This is a genomic window from Pedobacter sp. G11, from assembly GCF_003860265.1.
Classification (GTDB): domain Bacteria; phylum Bacteroidota; class Bacteroidia; order Sphingobacteriales; family Sphingobacteriaceae; genus Pedobacter; species Pedobacter agri.
Map to the genome: position 1 here is coordinate 3,368,622 of NZ_CP034190.1, position 21,502 is coordinate 3,390,123.

21 protein-coding genes are annotated in these 21,502 nt (G+C 40.1%); 6 read left to right on the top strand and 15 right to left on the bottom strand.

Annotated elements, in window-relative coordinates:
• Positions 1-29: 29 nt before the first annotated feature.
• Both EA772_RS14545 and EA772_RS14550 read left to right on the top strand, forming a co-directional pair.
• Positions 30-407 carry a hypothetical protein gene (locus EA772_RS14545; protein ID WP_116170132.1) on the top strand — a complete coding sequence of 126 codons (378 nt, stop codon included), beginning with the start codon at positions 30-32 and terminating at the stop codon, positions 405-407.
• Positions 400-681: a hypothetical protein gene (locus EA772_RS14550; RefSeq protein ID WP_010603533.1), complete on the top strand. Its 282-nt coding sequence runs from the start codon at positions 400-402 to the stop codon at positions 679-681. Before EA772_RS14545 ends, EA772_RS14550 begins: the two co-directional genes overlap by 8 nt.
• Before the next feature lie 63 nt (positions 682-744).
• Here the strand turns inward: EA772_RS14550 and EA772_RS14555 are convergent, their stop codons facing one another.
• Genes EA772_RS14555 through EA772_RS14565 form a run of 3 tightly spaced genes read right to left on the bottom strand, consistent with a single transcriptional unit; the run spans position 745 to position 6,219 of the window.
• Complete coding sequence (locus EA772_RS14555; RefSeq protein WP_371683155.1) at positions 745-3,978, bottom strand: error-prone DNA polymerase; 3,234 nt, start codon at positions 3,976-3,978, stop codon at positions 745-747.
• Positions 3,979-3,980: 2 nt separating this feature from the next.
• Positions 3,981-5,588, bottom strand: a complete 1,608-nt coding sequence (locus tag EA772_RS14560; RefSeq protein ID WP_246833941.1) for a DNA polymerase Y family protein — start codon at positions 5,586-5,588, stop codon at positions 3,981-3,983.
• Positions 5,482-6,219 (bottom strand): ImuA family protein, encoded by a 738-nt coding sequence (locus tag EA772_RS14565; protein WP_124913846.1) that lies wholly within the window; start codon positions 6,217-6,219, stop codon positions 5,482-5,484. Before EA772_RS14565 ends, EA772_RS14560 begins: the two co-directional genes overlap by 107 nt.
• Positions 6,220-6,306: 87 nt before the next feature.
• Here EA772_RS14565 and EA772_RS14570 point away from each other — a divergent pair, with 87 nt between their 5' ends.
• The 3 genes from EA772_RS14570 to EA772_RS14580 all read left to right on the top strand — a co-directional run bounded on the left by EA772_RS14570 (position 6,307) and on the right by EA772_RS14580 (position 8,144).
• Complete coding sequence (locus EA772_RS14570; protein WP_010602678.1) at positions 6,307-6,933, top strand: alpha-ketoglutarate-dependent dioxygenase AlkB; 627 nt, start codon at positions 6,307-6,309, stop codon at positions 6,931-6,933.
• Positions 6,926-7,375: a hypothetical protein gene (locus tag EA772_RS14575; RefSeq protein ID WP_124913847.1), complete on the top strand. Its 450-nt coding sequence runs from the start codon at positions 6,926-6,928 to the stop codon at positions 7,373-7,375. Before EA772_RS14570 ends, EA772_RS14575 begins: the two co-directional genes overlap by 8 nt.
• A 187-nt stretch (positions 7,376-7,562) precedes the next feature.
• Entirely contained in the window at positions 7,563-8,144 is a 582-nt protein-coding gene (locus tag EA772_RS14580; RefSeq protein WP_029204477.1) for a hypothetical protein, read from the top strand.
• A gap of 110 nt (positions 8,145-8,254) precedes the next feature.
• Here EA772_RS14580 and EA772_RS14585 read toward each other — a convergent pair whose 3' ends face one another.
• Positions 8,255-9,778, bottom strand: a complete 1,524-nt coding sequence (locus EA772_RS14585; protein ID WP_124913848.1) for a PAS domain-containing sensor histidine kinase — start codon at positions 9,776-9,778, stop codon at positions 8,255-8,257.
• A gap of 328 nt (positions 9,779-10,106) precedes the next feature.
• Here EA772_RS14585 and EA772_RS14590 point away from each other — a divergent pair, with 328 nt between their 5' ends.
• Positions 10,107-11,309: a glycosyltransferase family 2 protein gene (locus EA772_RS14590; protein WP_010602682.1), complete on the top strand. Its 1,203-nt coding sequence runs from the start codon at positions 10,107-10,109 to the stop codon at positions 11,307-11,309.
• Between the two features lie 44 nt (positions 11,310-11,353).
• Here EA772_RS14590 and EA772_RS14595 read toward each other — a convergent pair whose 3' ends face one another.
• From EA772_RS14595 to glp, 11 genes are all read right to left on the bottom strand, one after another.
• Entirely contained in the window at positions 11,354-12,406 is a 1,053-nt protein-coding gene (locus EA772_RS14595) for a glycosyltransferase (protein ID WP_124913849.1), read from the bottom strand.
• Between the two features lie 5 nt (positions 12,407-12,411).
• Entirely contained in the window at positions 12,412-13,740 is a 1,329-nt protein-coding gene (locus EA772_RS14600) for a bifunctional PIG-L family deacetylase/class I SAM-dependent methyltransferase (protein ID WP_124913850.1), read from the bottom strand.
• Positions 13,724-14,875: an acyl-CoA dehydrogenase family protein gene (locus EA772_RS14605; protein ID WP_124913851.1), complete on the bottom strand. Its 1,152-nt coding sequence runs from the start codon at positions 14,873-14,875 to the stop codon at positions 13,724-13,726. The genes EA772_RS14600 and EA772_RS14605 overlap by 17 nt, the downstream gene beginning before the upstream one ends.
• The gene (locus EA772_RS14610) at positions 14,875-15,960 is read right to left on the bottom strand and encodes a glycosyltransferase family 4 protein (protein WP_124913852.1); all 1,086 of its coding nucleotides are present in this window, start codon (positions 15,958-15,960) and stop codon (positions 14,875-14,877) included. Before EA772_RS14610 ends, EA772_RS14605 begins: the two co-directional genes overlap by 1 nt.
• Positions 15,961-16,131: 171 nt before the next feature.
• Positions 16,132-16,959 (bottom strand): MOSC domain-containing protein, encoded by an 828-nt coding sequence (locus EA772_RS14615; RefSeq protein WP_124913853.1) that lies wholly within the window; start codon positions 16,957-16,959, stop codon positions 16,132-16,134.
• Between the two features lie 80 nt (positions 16,960-17,039).
• On the bottom strand, positions 17,040-18,047 hold the full coding sequence (gene moaCB, locus EA772_RS14620) for a bifunctional molybdenum cofactor biosynthesis protein MoaC/MoaB (protein ID WP_246833942.1): 1,008 nt from the start codon (positions 18,045-18,047) through the stop codon (positions 17,040-17,042).
• Positions 17,947-18,390, bottom strand: coding sequence for a molybdenum cofactor biosynthesis protein MoaE (locus EA772_RS14625; protein ID WP_124913855.1), 444 nt, complete (start codon positions 18,388-18,390; stop codon positions 17,947-17,949). Before EA772_RS14625 ends, moaCB begins: the two co-directional genes overlap by 101 nt.
• A gap of 2 nt (positions 18,391-18,392) precedes the next feature.
• Positions 18,393-19,505, bottom strand: coding sequence for a HesA/MoeB/ThiF family protein (locus EA772_RS14630; protein WP_124913856.1), 1,113 nt, complete (start codon positions 19,503-19,505; stop codon positions 18,393-18,395).
• A 3-nt stretch (positions 19,506-19,508) separates the two neighbouring features.
• Complete coding sequence (locus EA772_RS14635; RefSeq protein WP_116170148.1) at positions 19,509-19,742, bottom strand: MoaD/ThiS family protein; 234 nt, start codon at positions 19,740-19,742, stop codon at positions 19,509-19,511.
• Between the two features lie 4 nt (positions 19,743-19,746).
• A complete protein-coding gene (locus EA772_RS14640; protein ID WP_124913857.1) occupies positions 19,747-20,244 on the bottom strand; it encodes a molybdopterin-dependent oxidoreductase in 498 nt (165 codons plus the stop codon).
• A gap of 79 nt (positions 20,245-20,323) precedes the next feature.
• Positions 20,324-21,499: a gephyrin-like molybdotransferase Glp gene (glp, locus tag EA772_RS14645; protein ID WP_124913858.1), complete on the bottom strand. Its 1,176-nt coding sequence runs from the start codon at positions 21,497-21,499 to the stop codon at positions 20,324-20,326.
• Positions 21,500-21,502: the final 3 nt, after the last annotated feature.

The following is a 21,502-nucleotide window of genomic DNA, read 5'->3' on the forward strand; positions in this document are numbered from 1 at the left end:
TTTATAATTGTAAATGAATAAAACTTATCATGACATTAAAAGGTTATGTGGATATGAAATATGATAACATTCAGCAATTGTTTGATAAGTATGAAGACCTTTCTATTGAGGTAGAACAGGCCAAGCGGGTAGTGGATGCCTCACAATTGCCAGATTTATCCAAAACTGATTCCATATCTGCCGCAGAGGCTGATGAACACCTGATTGCACACATTGAACTGGAAAGAAAGGAACAACACCTGGAAAGTGTTTCGCAGGAATGGGCAGAAATACAGGAACTGTTGGTAGAGAAACTTTGCAAGGTGAATACACGTGTGAGGGTAATCGACAGACGTGATGGAGATGAATTATTGATCAGCTGCTTAGCCGGATCGATTTTGATTGAAGAAAAAACAGAAAATGAGTAAAGATACTATACAAGAACAATTTGACCGCTACCTCTCACTTCTCGAACAAATTCATACCCTTGGCCATGAAATTGACGCTGCCATTGATGAAGTAGAGATCAATGAACTAATGCTGAAACGAAAGAGATCACAAACCAAGATGCGGACTGTTGTCAAAAACCTAGTGACATCACTGAGTGAAATGGGAACCAAATACCCTATTCATAATTACCTTGCCAACCAAACCACTTACATCTTTGCGTTAGATAATAAACTGATGCTTGAATATCACTAGCCATATTGTTTTTGGAGCTGCTTCCTGTTAATTCAGGTGAACTATAGGTGTAATTTTTTGATATTATTTAAAATTTCTGGCGGGTGGAATAGCAATTTCTTGTTTGGTTTGGCGTACCTGTGTCCTTTTGTTTTCGCTTGGATAAGGAGCAGTTTTTTCATCAGAACGAGAAGGTGTTAATATTGGAAGATCATCTTGATCTGTTTTGCTCAGTGTTCGAAGCAGTTTTGTCAGGTCGAAACAGCGTTTAACGATGATGTGCACTACTTCACCCTCTCTTTGCAATTTACCTTCTACCATAAGTAAACGGGAATGAAGGATCTCTTTCCGGTACTTTTCGAAAAGGCTTTCAAAAACCACCAGGTTAGAAAAACCTGATTCATCTTCTATTGTAATGAAACACACTCCGCCAGCGGTACCAGGACGTTGACGTACCAATACCAAGCCTGCAACTTTAATGCTTTGGCCATCTTTAACCGCATCTAAATCTTTGTTGGCACATACTCTTAACAAATTCAATTGTTCTCTTACAAAACTTACCGGATGTGCTTTTAAAGAAAGTGCTGTTGTCGAATAATCCTGTATCACATGTTCAGCTTTTGTCATGAGTGGGAGCTGGGTTTGTTTTTCAATTTTGCTTTCAGAATCCTGGCCTTCAAATAATGCTATAGGTCGATCTGCAAGTGCCGATACTTCCCAAAGCGCCTGGCGGCGATCGAAACCTAGCGACCGAAACGCGTCGGCATCTGCCAGTCTTTCTATTGTAGCCAGCGAAATGCCTGCATCTACCAATTCATTTATATTTTTGTAAAGTGTTCGCCTGTGGCAGATTAAAATGTCCATCTCATCCATTCTTATTCCTTTAATTTGCCTGAATCCCAATCGCAAGGCATGGTAGCTTCCAGCTTTTTCTTCTAAGGTGTTGTCATAAAAAGAATGATTTATATCTATCGGCCGAACTTCTACGCCATGTTTTCGGGCATCAATTACAATTTGGGCAGGCTGATAAAATCCCATTGGCATGCTATTGAGTAATGCTGCTGCAAAAACATCTGGATAATAACATTTTAACCAGCAGGAAACATAAACCAGCAAGGCAAAACTAGCGGCATGGCTTTCCGGGAAACCATAACTTCCAAAACCTTCCAGTTGTTTAAATATCCGCTTAGCGAAATCCTCATCATAGCCTTTGGCTACCATGCCTGAAATTAATTTTTTTTCGAATTGTGTAACCATGCCTTTCAGTTTAAATGTTGCCATACTCCTGCGAAGTTCGTCGGCTTCGGTAGGGGTAAAACCAGCAGCCACAATGGCAATTTTCATCGCCTGCTCCTGAAATAGGGGAACGCCAAGTGTTTTATTGAGAATCTCCTCCAGTTCTTTAGATGGATAACTTACTTTTTCTTCGTCATTCCTTCTCCGCAAATAAGGATGAACCATATCGCCTTGAATAGGCCCCGGCCGAACAATGGCTACCTCGATCACCAGGTCATAAAAACATTTTGGTTTTAATCGCGGAAGCATGGATTGTTGAGCCCGACTTTCAATTTGGAATACTCCAATGGTATCGGCATGACTAATCATTTCATAAACCTTTGGATCGTCATTTTCATTAATCTTTGCCATGGTCAGATCGAGGTTATAGTGCTGTTTTGCCAAATCAAAACCTTTGCGGATGCAGGTGAGCATGCCTAAAGCCAGAATATCAATTTTCAAAAAGCCCAAGGTATCGATATCATCTTTGTTCCATTCGATATTGGTGCGGTCTGCCATGCGGGCATTTAGGATAGGACAAAGATCAGTCAGTTTACCTTGCGTAATCACAAAACCGCCCGTGTGCTGACCCAACTGTCGGGGGAAACCCATCATTTGGCCGGTAAGGGAAAGCACTTTTCTCAACAAGGGATCATTTGGGTTAAGGCCTTGTTCTGTAAGGCGATTGCCTTCAAACCATTCATCCGTAAATTCCCAAATAGAAGCCGAAAGCCGGTTAATGGTGTCCACTGAAAGTCCCATAACTTTGCCTACATCTCTGATGGCGCCTTTTTGCCTTTGCTGGGTTACAGTAGCCACAATTGCTGCCCTCTCCCGGCCATATTTCTGGTAGATGTACTGAATTACTTCTTCCCGGCGTTCATGCTCAAAATCCACATCAATATCAGGTGGTTCATTACGGGCCGAAGAAATAAAACGTTCAAATAATAAATCGAATTTTGTAGGATCAACAGAAGTGATGCCCAGGCAATAACAAATGGTAGAATTGGCAGCTGAACCTCGACCCTGGCAAAGAATTTTCTGCTCACGGGCAAAACGAACAATATCGTAAACGGTTAAAAAATAGGCAGCATATTCCATTTCTTCCACAAATTTCAGTTCATGGTTAATGTTGCTGACAATTTTTTCAGGTAAATCATCGCCAAAAATCTCATGTGCGCCTTTCCAGGCTAAATCAGTGAGTTCGGCTAATGGAGATTTCTCTCCACTTGTAATTTCTTCCGGATAAACATACTTCAGGCTACTTAAACTAAACTGACAAGCATTGGCAATGTAAACCGCATTTTGCAAAGCTTGCGGATATTTCCGGTAAAGCCTCAGCATTTCTTCAGGGGCTTTAAGGTGGCGTTCGGCATTTTGAAATAAATGAAAACCTGCCGTTTGGATGGTGCATTTTTCACGTACACAGGTTAATACATCCTGAAGTTTGCGACGTGATGGGGTGTGATAATATACATCATTAGTAGCTACTAAAGGGATGTTTAAATTTTGGGAAAGTTGTGTCAACCGGAACATCCTTTTTTGATCCTCGCCTTGATAATTCCTCGAAATGGAAAGATAAAGCTGGTTATGAAGATTTTTTTTGTACTCCGCAAGATCGTTTGGGAAATTTGATTCAAAATCAAAATTTGCAGAAAGTGTATCAGGCGGGATGGCAATAAATAAAATTCCTGCAGCATGTGCATAAACATCCTTGCGATAAATCAGGCAGCTGCCTTTTTCTGTACGCAAATTACCCAAACTAAGTAAAGCTGATAGGCGGGCATAAGCTTTCTGATTAGTGGGATAAGCCAGCAAACTTGGCCCGTCAGCTAAATTTAGCCGGCATGCCGGAATAATCTCTATTCCCAGTTTTTTTGCTGCAGCATGCGCCCGAACAATGCCAGCAAGCGTATTATGATCAGTAATGGCAATTTTGGTGTAGCCCATTTTAGCAGCTTCTTCCACCAATTCTTCAGGATGTGAAGCTCCCCTTAAAAAGCTGAAATTGCTGGTTATCTGTAGTTCATTATATTCCATCATGATCAGGCAAAAAAACCATGAATAAACCAGCGTGAATTTTCAGCAGAATAATGTCCGGCCCTAAACAGCCAATAGCGACATCCATCATCATCTTCCACAATATAATAATCGCGATGCTCGCCATCCTCCAGCCACCAGGAACGCTCCAGGCGCTCGGGTCCATCAGCTTTTTTAATATGGTGTTTTTTTCCCTTATAAATAAAGATCAATGGCGGATAATCGGGAATAGGAGCGGTAACCTGTATGTTTTCGGGTTGGTGCAACAGGTGGATTGGGCGGCCCAATGGATTATGCCAGGGCAGGTTACTATTCTCGCTAAGTGCTGCTGTTTTTTTAATCGCCCGTTCCGGCCAATATTGCGCCTGTGGCAAAAAACGGCGAATTGCAGCTATACCTACTTTTCCTGCTACACGATCCAGCAGGGCAGAAAGGGCAGGGCTCTGGAGATCTGACTGAGTTATCCACAATTTATCCTGGGCCTGAATAATGGGTTCTACCTTATTTGCGGTCAGTAAAAAAAGTTCCACGCCTAAACCGGGAGCCAATTTATCAATATTTAAAGCAAAGAGCTTAAATAAGTGTTGAACATCATTATTGCTTTGATTGGTGCCAATGCTGGTGCGGATGATTTTTCCATCTATCCGAAAACCTTTCAGTTCAGCGCTACGTAAACCTAAACCTTCTTTTTTTAGTCGGCTGCAAAGTTGTTCCAGTAATTTTTTAATGGCGATTTCAATAGCTGGTGCAGTTTTGATGGGTTCCAGGCAGGGCAGGCGTTCTTCATATTCGGGTACAATTACAATCGGATTAAATACTTCTGGTACATCACCCATCGCCTGACCAATGCGATGCAACAGGTTTTCACCAAAGCGGCGACGTAAAACGCTGCGAGGCATTTGAATGAAACGTTCAATTTTTTGCAGCCCCAGTTTATTTAAACGATCTAGGATACTTTGCTCCAGCCGAAGAGCGGCCGGTGGCAATGAAAGCAAAGCGTAATATTGCCTTTTTTGCGCAACAACAAATTCCTGAGTGCTGAAACGGGAAACGGCCCAACTTGTTCCAATAGTATCGGCAATGGCTGGTTTATTGGTATAACCCAGTTCTTTCAGGCGTCTGCTGATTTGGGCAAGATAATGTTCTTCCGTATCCCATAAATGAGTGCAGCCTGAAGCGTCAAGCAAAATGCCATCGGGCAAGTCAATGCTCACAAAAGGAGTATATCGAATGCACCACTCTGCCAATCCCTGTAAAAGTTTAGCGTTTCGATTGGGTTTATCATCAAAAGCTTCCAGTTCATGTACCAGTGCCCTGGCATCCGCCAGCACCATGCCTATTTGTATACCTTGTTTTGCAGCCAATGCGTTACAGGCCGTGATGATGATACGGCCTTTAACAGCAGCAGTAAATACACAAGCCACTTCTTTTAGTGCTGGCCTGCGGATGCCGAGCCAGTCCGTTAATAAAAACGGAAACCAAATGCTCACAAAACGCTTTCCCATATTAACTTGCTTGTAGTTTTCTAAAAGTTTGTAATACTTCAGTTTGCTGTTCGAAGTTTTGAAAGCACGTTCCATTCCAGGAGAGTTTAAAACTACTGGGTTGTGCATTCCTCACTTTTAACAATTCTACAGACCATGAAGGCTGACCCACGCCTGGCATCCCATCTGGTAATATGCTGGGTAAATGTTTAATTTGCCAACGGGCAAGGCAGGTTGTATTATTAAGTTGTTGGGGCTGGTGTCGAATAATAAAAGCCGGAACTTTGCTTTTTTCGATTACCAATTGTAACCTTCTGGATTGACTAAAACTCAGTTCGGGGATTTCGGCTACTACTGCACTCAGATTTTCACATTTCAAAGCTTCTTCTAAAACCCATAATATTTCTTTGTGGTTTTTAAGGTCGATAAAAATAATCTGGTCGGGTTGTAAGGCAAAACGCTGCATGGCTGGAGGAAAAACGTTTCGCGTTGCACTGATCCATATGGAAGGGCCACCCGTTTGCATCAATGCTGAAAGGATTGCATTGATGAAACCCGTACTTGCAGCAGCATCTTCAGTTTCATTCGCGATAAACTCATGAATACCGGTAAGCGGAAAATGCTGGTTCGGAAAAGCTTTTGCCAATAGTTTTAATTGCGGAAAAACATCATCCTGAATGCTCAGTGTACCATAACCTTGCATGCCCAGAATTTGTTTTTTCAAATCTGCAATGATGTGCTGTTTAGATGCTTTTTCCATAATTAACCTCCTATTTTTAATATTTTAGGCAAATATAATGCTAAAAATATTAGTAATTTATAAAAAGTTTTGCACCTTTGCTAACGTATGGAACAATTGAGTTTTTTTGCTGAAGCAGGGCAAACTGTTGGATTGCCTGTAGATATTTTAACTTATCAAAGCGATTTTTTAGCGCCTGCTTTCAGCGATGAAATGTTGGCGCATTTGATACAAAATACACCCTGGAAACAAAAAGTAGTACGTTACTATGATAAGGAAGTTATCACACCACGGCTATCAGCCTGGTATGGTGATCCTGAACAAATAGACTACAATGCTCTTGGTAAATCAATACCATTAAAATGGACTGAAGAACTGCTCCAACTTAAAGAAAGGGTAGAACCTGTTGCAGGCATCAATTTTAATTCCGTATTGCTCAATTACTATCGTAACGGACAGGATTCGGTAACCTGGCACAGTGATAATGAAACCGTAATGGGGTCTCATCCCATTATTGCTTCTCTTTCTTTTGGACAGGTTCGCTGTTTCGATATCCGGCTCAAGGAAAATCATGCCGAGAAATATTCCATCCGTTTGGAACACGGCTCTCTACTTTTAATGAAAGGAGATTTACAGCAAAAATGGGATCATCGCATTGCTAAATCAAAACAATACATGAAGCCGCGTATCAATCTTACATTCAGACGAATAATTAATCCCTTATTACATGATTAAACTTCATTACCTTCACGAAGATCCTACCCAAGAATTAGGATTTAGTGCCTATCTTTTATTGCAGGAAGAAAATCATCATTCATTTTTAATCCTCAATGATGATGAGATTTTAGGGCAAATTGATTTGTCGAATGGGCATTGGCGAAATCTTGCCGATCAGAAACTGGATGAAGAATTTGTAAAATCCATTAGCAAATTCATCATGGCCCAGCAGTTTCTGCATTTGCCAAAATTAATTAAAAACCGCTGGAAAGATTTTGTAGCAAAAGTGGTGGTGCAATCAGAATCAAATTATTTGATCGTAACCAAAGCAGATATTGACTTTGAAACTTTTGAAAGGATATTCAGTGATTTTGTTCCGCAATTAATAAAAGAAGAATGGCCAATCACTTTTAAGGTATATGATGCAGGATTTAATCAGGAATTTGAATTAAGGGTTTGATGGAAGATTATGATAAGCGTATTGATAAGGATTTCGATGAATTTTGCTTGAAGTGGTACTCTTAAAAGAAGTTTAATAAAAATCTATCTCTCTCATAATCAGTATGCTTGTAAAACTTGAAAACATTTCTTGCCAGATCATGTTGAAGGGGTGGTTATCAATAATGATGATCATTGTAAACATTTATATGAAAAAGATTTTTATCTCGAGCTTATTTTCTTTCGCATTATTTGCTGGTGTGGCTAACGCACAGATTCAAAAAGGTAATGTAATGGTAGGTGGAAACCTAACAAACATCAATTTAGGGTTAGATGATCCTAAAATTTTCAGTGTAGATATTACGCCAAAGGCTGCCTGGTTTATTCAGGATAATGTTGCGTTAGGTGGTTATGTAAATTTTGGTTTAGAAACAGCCAAAAATTCGAATACCACAACCAGTTATGGTGTTGGTGCATTAGGACGTTATTATGCTGGAAGTGATGTGGAAGTTATCCGTCATGGACGTTTCTTTGCAGAGGCTACAGCAGGTATTGGTGGTGTAAACGTAAGTAAAGGTGGTGGAAATACAAACGGATTAAACTTAAGTGTTGGTCCGGGTTTTGCCTATTTTATTACGCCAAACATCGGTTTAGAAACATTATTGAAATATAATGGATTAGTTGGTTTCGGTAGTGCTACTACACAAAGTAACTTAAATTTATCTTTTGGTTTTCAAATTTATTTACCTGGACAGCGTACAGCTAACAAGGTTAAAAACGACGTAAAATAATTTAAGCATTTTTGAATGGCCGGCAATCATTACAATGGTGCCGGCTTTTTTATGGCCTGATATTTAATTCCTAAACCATCGTTTACACAGGAATAAAATCTTTCAATAAGCTATTTTTGATTAATGTTTCTTAACCAGGTCAATGCTTCATCAGCCTGATAAAAGAATAGTATTTCTGATGTTTTCTCTTCATTATCTACGCTTTTTTGGGCAGATAACTGGCTGAAAGCACTGGCAGAAAATATCCATGCCAAATATTTCAGGCCAGCCAGTTCCATTAGCGGCAACCATACTTCAGCTGCCCAGTCTGATGCTTCTGACCAGGTGCCTAATACCAAACGGTTATCGTTAAAAACTTTAGATCGTGGATTTGCTTTAAAATATTCGATCATCAAAGCGCCACCATGTTTTACCGATCGCATGTCTTGATGGCCTGTCCATTCCACGTACATAATGTCATCATCCTGCGGACAGGAGATGCTGAGGTATCGGTCTTTATAGTTGATTTTTGTTTTAATTGCTGGTTGGATAGGGTGGTCTGCCTCCAGTGGTAGTTTAAAGAAAAATGTGGCACCTTTTCCAAGCTCACTTTCTATCCAAAAACTTCCACCATGCCTTTTAATGATTTCGGCAGAAATGAATAGTCCTAATCCAAGTCCATCAAATCTGCTTGAGGAATTGTCGGCCCGATAATACCTGTCGAAAAGCCTGCCTAAATGCGAACGCTCGATGCCAATGCCAAAATCTGTTACCGAAACGATCACATTTCCATCTTTAATATTGGTGCTTACTAAAACCCGATCTGCTTCAGGAGAATACTTTACCGCATTAGATAAGAAATTTTGTACAACCTGTTCTAAACGGTAATGATCGCCGGTAAACTCAAGATTTAATTCATCAGTTAGAATAATTTTATGTTTTGTAGAGACCGACTGAGCGGCTGATATGGCATCACGAAGCATTTCTGAAAAATTAAAATTTTCTAAGTTGAGCGACATTTTGCCAGCATTAATTTTGCTCACATCCAATAAATCTTTAATTAATTTTTCAAGCCGGGCAAGCTGTCCCTGTGTTCGCAATAAATAGTCTTTTATTGTGCCATCACTCGCTTTGCGCAACATTACCTGGTTGTAAGCACGGATAGAGGTTAGTGGTGTTTTTAATTCATGGCTGGCTATAGAGATAAATTCATCCTTCCGCGACTCAGTATCTTTATGACTTTGAATGTTGGTATTGGTGCCTACCCAAATGGAAGGTTTTCCTGTCCGTTTAACCAGAACAGCTCTTGCCAGGTGCCAATAGTATTGTCCATCGGTAAAGCGCAAGCGAAATTCTGTAACATATTCTTTTTCGGTGTTAAGTGCTTCCTGCCACCGTTCAATACTTTCAGTAATGTCTTCCGGATGAACAAAGGCTTCCCAGCCGCTTTCGATAATTAAAGCCTGCGGATAGCCAAAATCACGGCAAATGGTATCATTAACATAATCGATTTTACCATCGCTTCCGGCTGTCCAAACTTGCTGGGGCAAGGCATTAAGTAAAGATAGAGAAGAGAGATGATCTCCCTCATTGGAGGAAAAATCGTTTTTTAGGTTCTCCTGATCATGACTTGTAGCTTTCCCCGTGTTTTTCATGCTCAAATCTAATAAATCAATAAAACAAATTTGAATAATTCTAAGATCAGGCTAAATGCTATTTAATTTAATGAATGACGATAGTTTTTAAGATCAGCAAAGATGTCAACAATCTATATATCTTTTGAAGGGTTTAGCATCATACTCTTTCCGACCGGATTTATTCCCGTAGAAATCGGAATGAATAAATTAAACAATTGATTAAAAATTGCTGTTGTCAACTTGTAGTTGTTGTAACACACACACACGACAATTCCTATTTCGGCTTATTAATCCGGTTATTCCTAAATCTCTTGCATAACGCAGGAAGTTGAACTAATTAAAATATATGAATCAGCTTTTACCAATAGAAACTAAGTTTCTTTTCAAAGGAGAGGTACATCCCTCACTTCAACTGTCTGTAATTGTTCCTGCGAAAAATGAATCTGGTTTCATTGTTAAAACACTTGATGCATTGCGTTTACAATTGAACGAGCTGGGGATTGCGATAAATATGGATTTATATGAGGTGTTGGTTTTGGCAAACAATTGTACTGATGATACCTTCCATATCTGCAAAATGTATCAGCAACAATACCCCGAATTTCATTTACATGTAGAATGTATTGAACTGGAGGAAAAACAGGCTCATATTGGTACGGCCAGAAGATTATTGATGGATGCCGCACACCTGCGTATAATGAAGGTGGCAGGCAAACGTGGAATCATTGTTTCTACAGATGCAGATAGCGAAGTTGCACCGGATTGGGTTTACCATATTATGAAGGAAATTGCGGCAGGCGCAGATGTGATTGGGGGTAGGATCTTACCACGTGATACACCAGAAATCAGCAGGCGTCATCATTTAAGGGATGTCACTTATCGGTTTTTAAAAACCCGTTTAGAATCGGCTATTGATCCCAGCGATACAAACCCGTGGCCCCGCCACTTTCAGTGTTATGGACCTAGTTTAGCCGTAACCTGCGAAATGTATGAAAAAGCTGGTCGCCTGCCCATGATCCCTTATTTGGAAGATGAAGAATTTCGCAAAGCCTTGAATCGTGTAGATGCAAAAATCAGGCACTCGCCTAAAGTGCGCATTTACACATCTGGCAGGTTAGATGGACGGGTTAAATTTGGTTTTTCCGTTCAGCTGAAACATTGGTCGGAAATGAGCTTAAGAAGTGAAGAGCAGCAAGTAGAATCTTTAGATGCCTTGATTTTTAAATTTGATTTCAAAAACAGGTTAAGAAATATTTGGAATAATGGCAATTTTGAAACCTATTCATTATCAGCTTTAGCTGCACTTGCAGATTGGGCAGAAATGGATGATGTTGAACTCGTTAATATTTTTAATACCAGTATTTATTTCGAGTCCCTATGGGAAAAAATAGAACAGCGGTTACATCAGCAGGGTCATTCATCTATTGTTTATGAACCAATTAATCTGGTTATTTCAGCCATGAGAATGCATTTTCATCAGAGGAGTAAGGTAACAATTAAAAAGCTTACTAAGGAGTTAATCGTTGGTTCAAAAGCACTTGCAGGCTAAGCAGGAAAAAACCCTTTGATTAAGAACTGATCAACACTAAAATCTTAATATTTAGAAAAATTTTTTCCGGTATTGATGATGGCATTAGCTACGTTGCTTAACGCAGCTGCATGAATAACATCTTTCCAATCTGGTTCTTTACTGCTGATTTTTTCAAATACATCAGCCCAATTGGTTTGGTATAGTTGCTGCGGATGTATAATTAAGATTCCCGATCGGCCTTCGATAGATTTTGCTTTTTCTAGTTGCTCCTCAAACGGGCGGGCTTCCGGAATGCCGATAAATCTTTTATTTAGACTAGCCATTTCCATAACGGTATTATGGCCTGTGTTCCCCATCATCAGCATCGCCCGGCCAATTAGCAGCGCAGGATCATTCACCTCTCCATGGAATTGCAAATTCTTTAAATTATGAGTTTCCCGATTACTCAATCCCATCACGTTGAAATGGTAGGAAGGGCAGGACATAGCGATGTGCAGTATTAGTTCTGGGTTTATAGATGTACCACCTTTTCCAATGAGGATACAAATCATTTTCGGATCAGTTTCCTGATCGTTCTTTGTTTGATCAAATTTTGAAAATCCACCTGCAAAAAACGTTTTTTTGAAAAAATGATCTTCTTCGCCGATGTACATGGATTTCGCAAACGGAGCGATTAAAAGTTCAGCACTGTTATAAGCCAATTGATGTGCCAGATCATTACGTTTACCGTGTTGTCTGATGATAATAGTTGGAATGCCGGCTAAACGAGCAAGTAAAGCAACTTCAACTGATACATCAACTACCAGAATTAAAGGGTAATGGCTCCGAAATACATCAGTCATGATAGCCACCCGATCTCTGCTTCCCTGGATACCCAATGGGGCATAATGCAATCCGGTTGGCGGGAGTGAGTCGGCAACTACTTTCTCATTTTCTTCCGGAATATCTAATGGAAGATGTACCAGCGAAACATGTGGCGGCAACTGCTTTATTTTGTTAAGGCCGCTACCCATTAATATCACCTGATAACCTTTTAGCGCATTAACAATCTGCATGGTGCGCATTAAATGCCCTGAGCCATGATGATGAACGTAAAAAGCAATGGTAAAAGACATAACCTTTAGCGTTTTTTGAAAATATCGATCCGATAATCAGCTGTCCGTGAGCCATGCAAATGTGTGAGCGAAGATTGTTTAAAGCATTCGTGTACATCATCTCCTGAAAGTGGGTAATCGACAACGAAGTGTGTCCAGTGTACCAATAACAAAATACCACCCTCATTTAAGCTATTCTCTAGCAGGTCTCTTGTGAGCAACAGATCGTTCATGGAAAGGTAATAACCCACTTCGCTCATTACGATTAGGTCAAAATCGCCTTCAGGGAAATCATTTGGAATGGCACCGAGCTGAAATTCTACATGAGGTGCACTTCCTAAACGTTGCCTCGCTTTTTCCAATGCTGTTGTGCTAATATCCATGGCGATTAAATGGTTGCAAAGTGGCGCAAGCATGGCGGTAAAAACACCAATTGAACAACCAATTTCAAGTGCTTGATTGTATTTGCCAGGTGGAATGACAGCTAGAGAACGTTCATATTTCTGTTTCTCATATTCACTTTTTTCGAAATTCCAGGGGTCTTCATTGTTATTATAAAGCGTCTCAAAATAATCTTCAGATAATGTAGAGGAAGGATTGATTTTTTTTCGTTCCATAAAATACTCCTGACCTGTGGTAAAATTGGAAATCATTTCTGCAGTGAGGATGAAACCTGTTGGGTCGTCATTAATCAGTCTGGTGGTTTGAGAGCTATGGGCAGCGATACAACTTTGTTTTAGTGTGTTGTATTGGTAAACATCAACAAATTTTAATTCATTATGATTTAATTTGGGAAGATCAGCTTGTTGAGCCAGTTCATAAAGCCAGATGGGGTATTCCCAGATTTTCGGACGTTGCGTTGTTCCTTTTTCAAGTGCAGCCATTAACATTTGCCAGGTGGCACGATGATCGCGATGTGGGTCGAGTTCATAAGGAACGAGAATCAGGTCTGGCTTAAATGCAGCCAAATCTTCTGCAAGCCTTGCAACCAGTATCTCGAAACCGTCTTCTCCTCTTGCCGGTAGACTCGAATCTATTCCTTTATAAGGTATTATTAAAGAGGTGTCTAAGCCCATTAATTTAATGGCTTTATTTAATTCTTCCTCCCGAATTTGAGCGAGTTTCTCAGCAGGAAATTTTTTAGAATTCGGATGCGAACGACTGCCATCTGTTGTTAAAATAATTTTAAATTCAGTCCCCTGTTCTTTCAGGATTGAAATCAATCCTGTGCAAGCCAATGATTCATCATCAGGGTGAGGAACCAAAATCAAACAGCGTTTTATGAATTCCAGATCAGCAATATTTAATTGAACGGCTGATGCTTTAAAAGCTTCTTTATCAAATATTGGATTCATGTCCGGTTTGTTGCTTTTTAATAAAAAAATCTGCCACGTTTAGTCTCGTCGCATCAGGGGCTGGTTGTCGTAAATAAAAGGTGAGGTCACGAAAAATTCGTTCCATGTCGTAAGGAGCCATTAATCCCCGGGCGCCAATGCATTTATTGCTTTCGTCCATGATACGAAGGCAAATGTCTTCGATGGTTACACGCGTCATATTCGCAAAGGAGATGAGGTCTTGTTCGTGAGTTTTGTCATCAGCCCATTCATCATAATGTTGTCCAGCTTTTTCAAGCCATAGTCGTCCAGATACCAATTGTATCATAATATTTGATAGGCGAAGGCGCTGTATGGGGTCTTCAGTTCGGTTTAGCGACAGTAAATATTCAATGGTATTTTCTGCTATGGCTTCAGCGCCGCCCAAGTGAACTGCCGCAAATCGAATAGCGCCGCCACTGAAATAAGGTTGGTTTAAATAGATTCCAGGTCTCGAGATCAAGTCAGATTCGTCCAAAAGATAACCTGAAAAATCGACGGTGTAACTGCCTGAAGCCTGCATTCCTAACGGTTTCCAACTATTTTTGTCGATATTTTGCTCGCTAATTCCTGACATATCAACAATTGCCATTTGCCAGCCTTTTTTATCAGTATGCTCGATATTTCCTGTGATGAGTGCCCGATTTACTATGCCTACGCCAGAACAAAAGGTTTTGCTGCCGCTGATTTTAAACCGATCAGCTTCCGGATAAAACTGAATGCCATTTTGTGCCTGTGTGTTCCAAACTCCGAAAAGATGACCCTGATCTCGAACACCCTGGTACCATTCTTTTTTCTGTTGTGCATTTGCATAAAGATGAATGAGGTAAAGGGTATTGATGTGACCTTCAAAAATTCGCCCTACAGAAAGATTAGCCTTGCCCACTGCTTTGAGCAGGTTAAGCAGTGCAGGCATGTTCGGTTGGTTAAAATCAAGCGCCTCGCCGGGAAGTACAATTTTTAGTGCACCACTTTCCTTAAGCCATTGGAATTCTTTTTTCAATCCTTCAGGGTCATGCTCAGCGCCTATCGCCTGCGATTTTATTTTTTGTAAGGTATCTTCAAAATTAAGCAGATCAAAAGTCTGGCTTTTCGTTTGGGTAGGGATTTCTATCATTAGGATGCTTGTTTCACGGGTTGTTTTTTTGCCAGCGTTTCCAGCAATTTCTCATAACTGTCAATCATTTTGTGAATGTCGAATCTGTTAGCTGATTGAGCAACAGCCAATCGATCAAGCCTGCTGGCAACAGGAATGGCATTTGCCAATGCATCGGTATCTGGAAATTCTACCAATACGCCACAGTGCTCATCAACCAATTCGGGCAGTGCGCCCATTTTAAAGCCAACAATCGGCGTTCCACAGGCCATGGCTTCTGCTACCACTAAACCAAAGGGTTCCTGCCAGCAAGGCGTAATTAAACAAACCTTTGCCTGGCCAATTACATTATTGAGTTCCTGCTGATTTAATAAACCCAATAGTTCAATGTTTTCATCTAACAGCGGTGAAATCATGCGATCGAAATAACGCTGGTCAGCTATTCCTCCAGCTACTTTTAATTTAATGTCTGCCTTTTTGCAAGCTTCAATTGCTAAATGCAGCCCTTTATCAGGATGTATCCTGCCGAACCATATCGCGTATGATTCTTCGGATTCAGTAAATCTTGGCTTCCAGTCATTTGTGACAATCCCATTCGGGATTACGGTACAATGATTGACAAGATGCTGCCAATTGTTGGCACTTTGCCGGGAAACGGTAGCGTAATTCATCACTGGATGACGTCTTTCAGCCTTAATGGCAAGTTCCAATTCATAAAATGGAGGCGTGTGCAACACCGTGAGCATAGGCGTTTTAATTGCGTTAGCCATTGTAATCGGGATATAGTGGAGGGAGTTGTTGAAAATAATATCTAAACCATAATCATCAACAGACATCATTAAATTTAAATAGGCATGATGTTCTGCGATATATTCTGAAGGCAGATCTTTTTTCTTTATTCTTATGCCGGTATGGGCATCATAATGATCGTCAGAAAGAATCGGTTCGAGCGGGAGATTTGGATCAGACTGGGAACTGGCAAATAATATCACTTCATGTCCACGTTGTGTGAGCAAGGTGGTAATTTGATAAGTAAAAACCTCCAGACCACCTGCGAAAGGGGCTTTGATAGGATGTTTCAAATGCGCAATGATGCCTATTTTCATAAATAATTTAAGCCTGAATAATTGGCTTTATATTATGACAATAAAAATCACGCTTCAGTTTTTTTTATTAGTAAATATCCTTTTTTTTGAAGTGATGTGTGCTGGATAGGCTAATGATTGCGGCTTATTCACTTTCTGATAGCATAGAATAGTTGGAGATGCCCTCAGATCTTATGGCAGAATTTTTTCTTTGGTAGATTTGATATGAAGTTCCATTCCTACGCGAATGATGCCCGAACTCTGATGTAAAAGGTTTTGACCAAACATAATTTTATTGTTGAATGTGCGGTATTTGGAAAGAGTCTTTAACGGTTCGGCACCTTTAGCAGCGGTTTGCTGGTTAACAGTAATGAGTACGCATCTGGCGCAAGGTTTAACAGCAGAAAATTGAATCCCGCCCATTTCAAAGTCTTTAAAAGTATCTTCAACATGCGCTTCGCCGCCGGTAAATACAAAGTTTGGGCGAAACCGATCCATGCGAACGGGTTCGTTTAGTTTTTCGTTTAGTTGATCCAACGAAGATTGTCCAATAATCAGGCAGGGGTAACCATCGGCAAAACTCACAATTTCGTTTTGGGTTGCATATTTCGGATCTACATGTCTTCTAGTGCCCTGATCCATTGTCACCAGCCTGACATTGAAGTTCATGTAACGGGAGAACCATTCGCTTACTTTTGGATCAACTTCGAAACCCATAGTTAAATCATCCCAAATGCTAACTGCAAAACTTTTATTTGTTTGCTGATCAATATAAAACGAAATCGTTTCTAAAGGATCATCTTTATGTGAAATCTTTAACTGATTATCCAATACATCGACCTGTAAAAGCGATAATAGTGGATATTTCCTTTGGGTAATGAACACACCTTGATTATCAATCAGAACCCACCTTCTATCGAATTGCAGCCCTCGTTCTTCGATATAAGATTGCGTTACACTTACCCCACCAAGTGATTTAATGGGGTAAATGTAAATGCCTGAAAGTAGTAGCTTGTTCACGGAATAAAAATAGTAAAGACTTTATAAACTACAACCTTGTGTGCTTATCCAATGCGTGGAACATTAGCAATTGTGCTAATTTAATGTCTGGCGCCCTTCATCACTTTAAAAACATGTAATACCTGAGGAAAAAGTGCATCCATCGTTTCTGTTGCACCTTTTAATGATCCGGGTAATGTCAGCACCAGGGAATTTCCGATTAATCCGGCTACGCTTCTAGATAACATGGCAAATGGCATACGTTCCTGGCCATAACGGCGGGCAGTTTCCGTAATACCATCTATAGATTTTTCGATCAGCGGTAAAACAGCATCGCTGGTTACATCCCTTGGCGATAAACCGGTTCCACCGGTAAAAATCAATAAATCAACTGTTGTTGAAAGTGTTTTGGCCTTGTTTTGAATCTGATCAAAATCATCTGGAATCACTTCGAAAATGCTGGTTTCCATACCAAAAGATTCTAGTTTAGCAACTATGGCTTTTCCTGACTGGTCTTCACCCTGGCCTGCAGAAATCGTGTCAGAGCAAACAATAACCGCCGCCCTGAGGTCGGCAAAGTCATTTTTGCTAAAATCACTTTTTCCTCCTGATTTTTTTAATAGCCTGATGGATGCGATCTCAACCCCTTTATCAATAGGTTTAAGCATATCATACATGGTTAAAGCGGTAACTGAAGCACCATGCATGGCTTCTACTTCAACGCCAGTTTTGTAGATGGTATGCACTTCAACATAAATTATGATGGTTAAATCTTTTATTTCGTAAGTGATAGCCGTAAATTCAACAGGTAAGGGGTGGCAGTCGGGGATGACATCACTTGTTTTTTTTACGCCAAATAAACCAGCTGCCCTGGCAAACTCAAAAATATCGCCCTTTGGTACTTTTCTTTGTTCAATGGCATCAATGGTTTCTTGTTTTGAAACCCGAACGGTTGCAGTCGCGATAGCAATTCTAAGGGTGTTTGATTTATGCGTAATGTTAACCATATTATTTATTTTCTTTCCATTGATGTGAAGCATCAGCAAATATCTCTTTGCCCCAAATAGGTAATTCTGCTTTAATTCTTTCAACCAGTTCGTCGCAGGCATCCATTGCCGGTTTTCTGTGTTTTGATGAAGTGAAAACAAACAAACAAATTTCTCCTGCGTTTACAACGCCTAAACTGTGATGTACATGCATACAGCTCAAGGGATATTTGCTGAAAACATCTTCCCTGATTTGGTGCATTTGTGCTAAGGCAAGTTCCTCATAGGCGGTATAATCAATTGCCGCAACTTGTTTTTCGTCAATTTCATCTGCCCTTACTTGCCCCAAGAATATGCTGTGACCGCCAATTTCTGTCTTCGAACTGTGTTTAGTGATGCTATCTGCAATGAAAACGGTACTGATGGCACCCTGAACAAAAATGTTTTTAATTTTCTTTTCCGTCATGATTAAGAGGTGAAAAAGTTTTTCCAACGGGCAATTCCGCCTTTTAAACTATATATATTTTTTTCGTTGCCATATTTCTCATGAAGATATTCAGCTGCTGATAAGCTTCTGATCCCATGCTGGCAGATCAAAATAATATGATCTTCTACAATCTCTTCGTTGAGCAAGTTTTGCAAAGCTGACATGGGAAACTGCTTGAATTCTCCGCGATTGAGTTGAGGGACTTCATGGCTTTCACGCACATCAATAAGTAGCGTATTTTCCTTTTGCCGAATATCTTCCAGCTCATTAATGTCTATTTCTATCACACTTTTCTTTATATCTGCTTTTTGATTCCCAAAATTCATTTTTAAAAAGGAGCTACTGTCTTTTGGTAAAACGTAGCTGCTTGTTGGCGCCGGAGTAACTTGGATTTCATAAAACGACTGTTCCAGCAAGTTATAGTTTAGTATTTTATTTTTTAATGGCTTTCCTATTCCGGTGATGATTTTGATGGCTTCTGCAGCCTGCATGGTGCCAATGATGCCAGGCAACACACCGATAACTCCATTTTCGGAACAATTTGGAATTTCTCCTTCTGCCGGAGGAACAGGGAAGAGGTCGCGGTAATTCGTATTGATGCCGTTTTCATCTGCCAGGTTAAATATCGCCAGTTGGCCCTCATAACCTGAAACGGCGGCAAATATCAGCGGCTTTTTCAAAAGTACGCAGGCATCGTTAATGAGGTATCTGCTTTCGAAGTTGTCTGTAGCATCTATCACTACATCATAGTCTGCTATCAATTCGAGGATGTTATTTCGCGTAACGAAAAAAGGGTAGGACTGGATGAAAACTTCAGGATTGATTGCCGCCAATCTTTCAGTAGCCACATCTGTTTTGAGCTTTCCAATATCTGCTGTAGCAAAAAGTACCTGACGATGAAGATTGCTTAGTGAAACCACATCGCCATCTGCCAGACCGATACGACCGATACCTGCAGCAGTAAGGTATTGTAAAGCCGGACAGCCTAAACCGCCTGCACCAATCACCAAAACATTTGAATTTAGTAATTTATCTTGCGCTGTGGTACCAAAACCATCTAAAATGAGTTGTCTGTGGTATCTTTCCCTATCCATATTTTATCCTCCGGAAAACGGCGGCATAATAGCCACCACTGAACCTGATGCTAATGGACTATTGGCATGTATAATTTGCTTATTCAGTGCCAGTTTATATTTAATTTCTTTGAGTTTTGGGAACACGGCTTCCAGGTGCTTTTGTAAACCATCGGTATCCTTGATGCCATCAATGTTCAGGTTCTTAAGGTTCACCAATTCTGCTATTTTCCCGAAACTGATAATTTCGATTTCCATAGCGCTAATTTACCTGAAGTATAGTGATTTTACTTAATCCTTTTACAAATCTTCTTCCCGTTGCCTCATCTGTTGGTGAAATTAATGCAATGTTTCCTTTTTCATTTTTCACCGGGTTTGCATCGAAAGCCGTTAAAATCATCACATGTTTTCCAGTTTCCGAATTAAATAATTCATTCCATGAAAACACCACTTTATAATTATCAGTAGCGGTACATACAATGTAATATTCACTTAATACTTTCGGGGAGGCGGTTTCAATTTCAATTTTGGATAATACATCTTTTAATAATACGCCTTTAATGTTTTTGATACTGCTTTTCCGCTGCATCAGGTGGTTAAAAACCACCATACTATCTAAGCTCAAACTTTTAAATTCTTTTAAGTTTGATAGGTTTAAAGTAGTCGGATTTTTTATTTTACCATCAATGGTAAATTGCTTGCTTTCTTGCGCATGAACAGTTAAAGAAAATAATAAAATAATTAGGGTTATGTATCTCATTTTTAAATTTATATGTATTTTATTTAATTAGTTGATGTGGTTTGAGAGTTTTTTATTAATCGGTTTTCAGGGCAAGTTATCAAGGTAATAACAAGATTTTAACCTTTTCACCTTGATCCACTTGCTCAGTCTCTTCTTCAAGCATGATCAGGCAATTGGCCTGAGCAAAAGTACTTAAACGGAAAGACTCTTGTGCCCCCAGCGGAATTACTTTCCCATTCTGATAATGTGCTTTCAGAAAATGGGTTAATCCGGAAGATTTTTTGTAGGCACTGCTTAGCTCTGCCTCCTTTTCCTTAACCGGATTTATTTTGCCGGAAAGTGCAGCAAGCGTTGGCAAAACGTAGTTGTAAAAACAACTAAGCACAGAAGATGGATTGCCGGGAAGCCCAAAAATGTATTGCTGTTCCAATCTGCCGAAAAACAGTGGCTTTCCGGGCTTTTGTTTTACTTTATGGAAAACCTTTTGAATTCCGCAGCGGGCCGAAGCTTCAAGCACAAAATCATAATCGCCAACGCTTACACCGCCCGTAAGCAAAATTATCTCACTTGTTGCCAAAGCCTTCTGGAGGATTGTAGTCAATACCTCTAAATCGTCATCTGCCTCAAAAATTTCTACCTGATTAATTCCTTCCTGGTTTAATGCCGCCTTCAGCGAATATGAATTAGACTCATAAACCTGCCCAAAAGCTAAAGTTTCGCCAGGCTGAACAAGTTCCTTGCCGGTAAGGATAATGGAAACTTTTGGCATAGGAAAAACTGATACCCCGGTGATGCCAATTCCTGCCAGAAAACCAAGGGCAGCCGGGCTCAGGTAATCTCCTTTTCTCATTGCCAATGCACCTGTTTTCATTTCCGCACCTTTCTTTCTAACGTTAAGTCCAGCAGAAAGATTTCTATCTTGAATCACCAGTTTTCCATCCAAAATTTCTGTTTTTTCCTGCATCACTACGGTATCGGCACCTGATGGTAATGGTGCACCGGTAAATATCCGGCTGGCTTGTCCGGCATTTATAGTAAATTGCGTATTTGTCCCAGCAGCCATTTCACCGTTTAATTCCAGAGCGATGTTTGCTTCTGCGAAGCGGATGGCATAGCCATCCATTGACGACTGCTCATATGCGGGTATATCGCAAATGGCAAAAACATCTTCAGCTAAAATATGTTGATTTGCTTGCGATAAAGGCAGTTTAACAGGAGACAGTGGGTGAATATTATTCGCGATAAGTGCTTTAGCTTCGTGTACAGAGATCATTTT

What these genes read in the sequence shown, in the direction of transcription:
- EA772_RS14585 (WP_124913848.1), bottom strand. Translation starts at nt 9,778, where the DNA reads ATGAAAAACACGGGGAAAGCTACAAGTCATGATCAGGAGAACCTAAAA.
- moaCB (WP_246833942.1), bottom strand. Translation starts at nt 18,047, where the DNA reads ATGCCTGCGACGAACTGGTTGAAAGAATTAAAGCAGAATTACCTATTT.
- EA772_RS14595 (WP_124913849.1), bottom strand. Translation starts at nt 12,406, where the DNA reads ATGTCTTTTACCATTGCTTTTTACGTTCATCATCATGGCTCAGGGCAT.
- EA772_RS14545 (WP_116170132.1), top strand. Translation starts at nt 30, where the DNA reads ATGACATTAAAAGGTTATGTGGATATGAAATATGATAACATTCAGCAA.
- EA772_RS14640 (WP_124913857.1), bottom strand. Translation starts at nt 20,244, where the DNA reads ATGAGATACATAACCCTAATTATTTTATTATTTTCTTTAACTGTTCAT.
- EA772_RS14570 (WP_010602678.1), top strand. Translation starts at nt 6,307, where the DNA reads ATGGAACAATTGAGTTTTTTTGCTGAAGCAGGGCAAACTGTTGGATTG.
- EA772_RS14610 (WP_124913852.1), bottom strand. Translation starts at nt 15,960, where the DNA reads ATGAAAATAGGCATCATTGCGCATTTGAAACATCCTATCAAAGCCCCT.
- EA772_RS14635 (WP_116170148.1), bottom strand. Translation starts at nt 19,742, where the DNA reads ATGGAAATCGAAATTATCAGTTTCGGGAAAATAGCAGAATTGGTGAAC.
- EA772_RS14555 (WP_371683155.1), bottom strand. Translation starts at nt 3,978, where the DNA reads ATGATGGAATATAATGAACTACAGATAACCAGCAATTTCAGCTTTTTA.
- EA772_RS14625 (WP_124913855.1), bottom strand. Translation starts at nt 18,390, where the DNA reads ATGACGGAAAAGAAAATTAAAAACATTTTTGTTCAGGGTGCCATCAGT.
- EA772_RS14565 (WP_124913846.1), bottom strand. Translation starts at nt 6,219, where the DNA reads ATGGAAAAAGCATCTAAACAGCACATCATTGCAGATTTGAAAAAACAA.
- EA772_RS14560 (WP_246833941.1), bottom strand. Translation starts at nt 5,588, where the DNA reads ATGCACAACCCAGTAGTTTTAAACTCTCCTGGAATGGAACGTGCTTTC.
- EA772_RS14590 (WP_010602682.1), top strand. Translation starts at nt 10,107, where the DNA reads ATGAATCAGCTTTTACCAATAGAAACTAAGTTTCTTTTCAAAGGAGAG.
- EA772_RS14575 (WP_124913847.1), top strand. Translation starts at nt 6,926, where the DNA reads ATGATTAAACTTCATTACCTTCACGAAGATCCTACCCAAGAATTAGGA.
- EA772_RS14630 (WP_124913856.1), bottom strand. Translation starts at nt 19,505, where the DNA reads ATGGATAGGGAAAGATACCACAGACAACTCATTTTAGATGGTTTTGGT.
- EA772_RS14580 (WP_029204477.1), top strand. Translation starts at nt 7,563, where the DNA reads ATGAAAAAGATTTTTATCTCGAGCTTATTTTCTTTCGCATTATTTGCT.
- EA772_RS14600 (WP_124913850.1), bottom strand. Translation starts at nt 13,740, where the DNA reads ATGAATCCAATATTTGATAAAGAAGCTTTTAAAGCATCAGCCGTTCAA.
- glp (WP_124913858.1), bottom strand. Translation starts at nt 21,499, where the DNA reads ATGATCTCTGTACACGAAGCTAAAGCACTTATCGCGAATAATATTCAC.
- EA772_RS14550 (WP_010603533.1), top strand. Translation starts at nt 400, where the DNA reads ATGAGTAAAGATACTATACAAGAACAATTTGACCGCTACCTCTCACTT.
- EA772_RS14605 (WP_124913851.1), bottom strand. Translation starts at nt 14,875, where the DNA reads ATGATAGAAATCCCTACCCAAACGAAAAGCCAGACTTTTGATCTGCTT.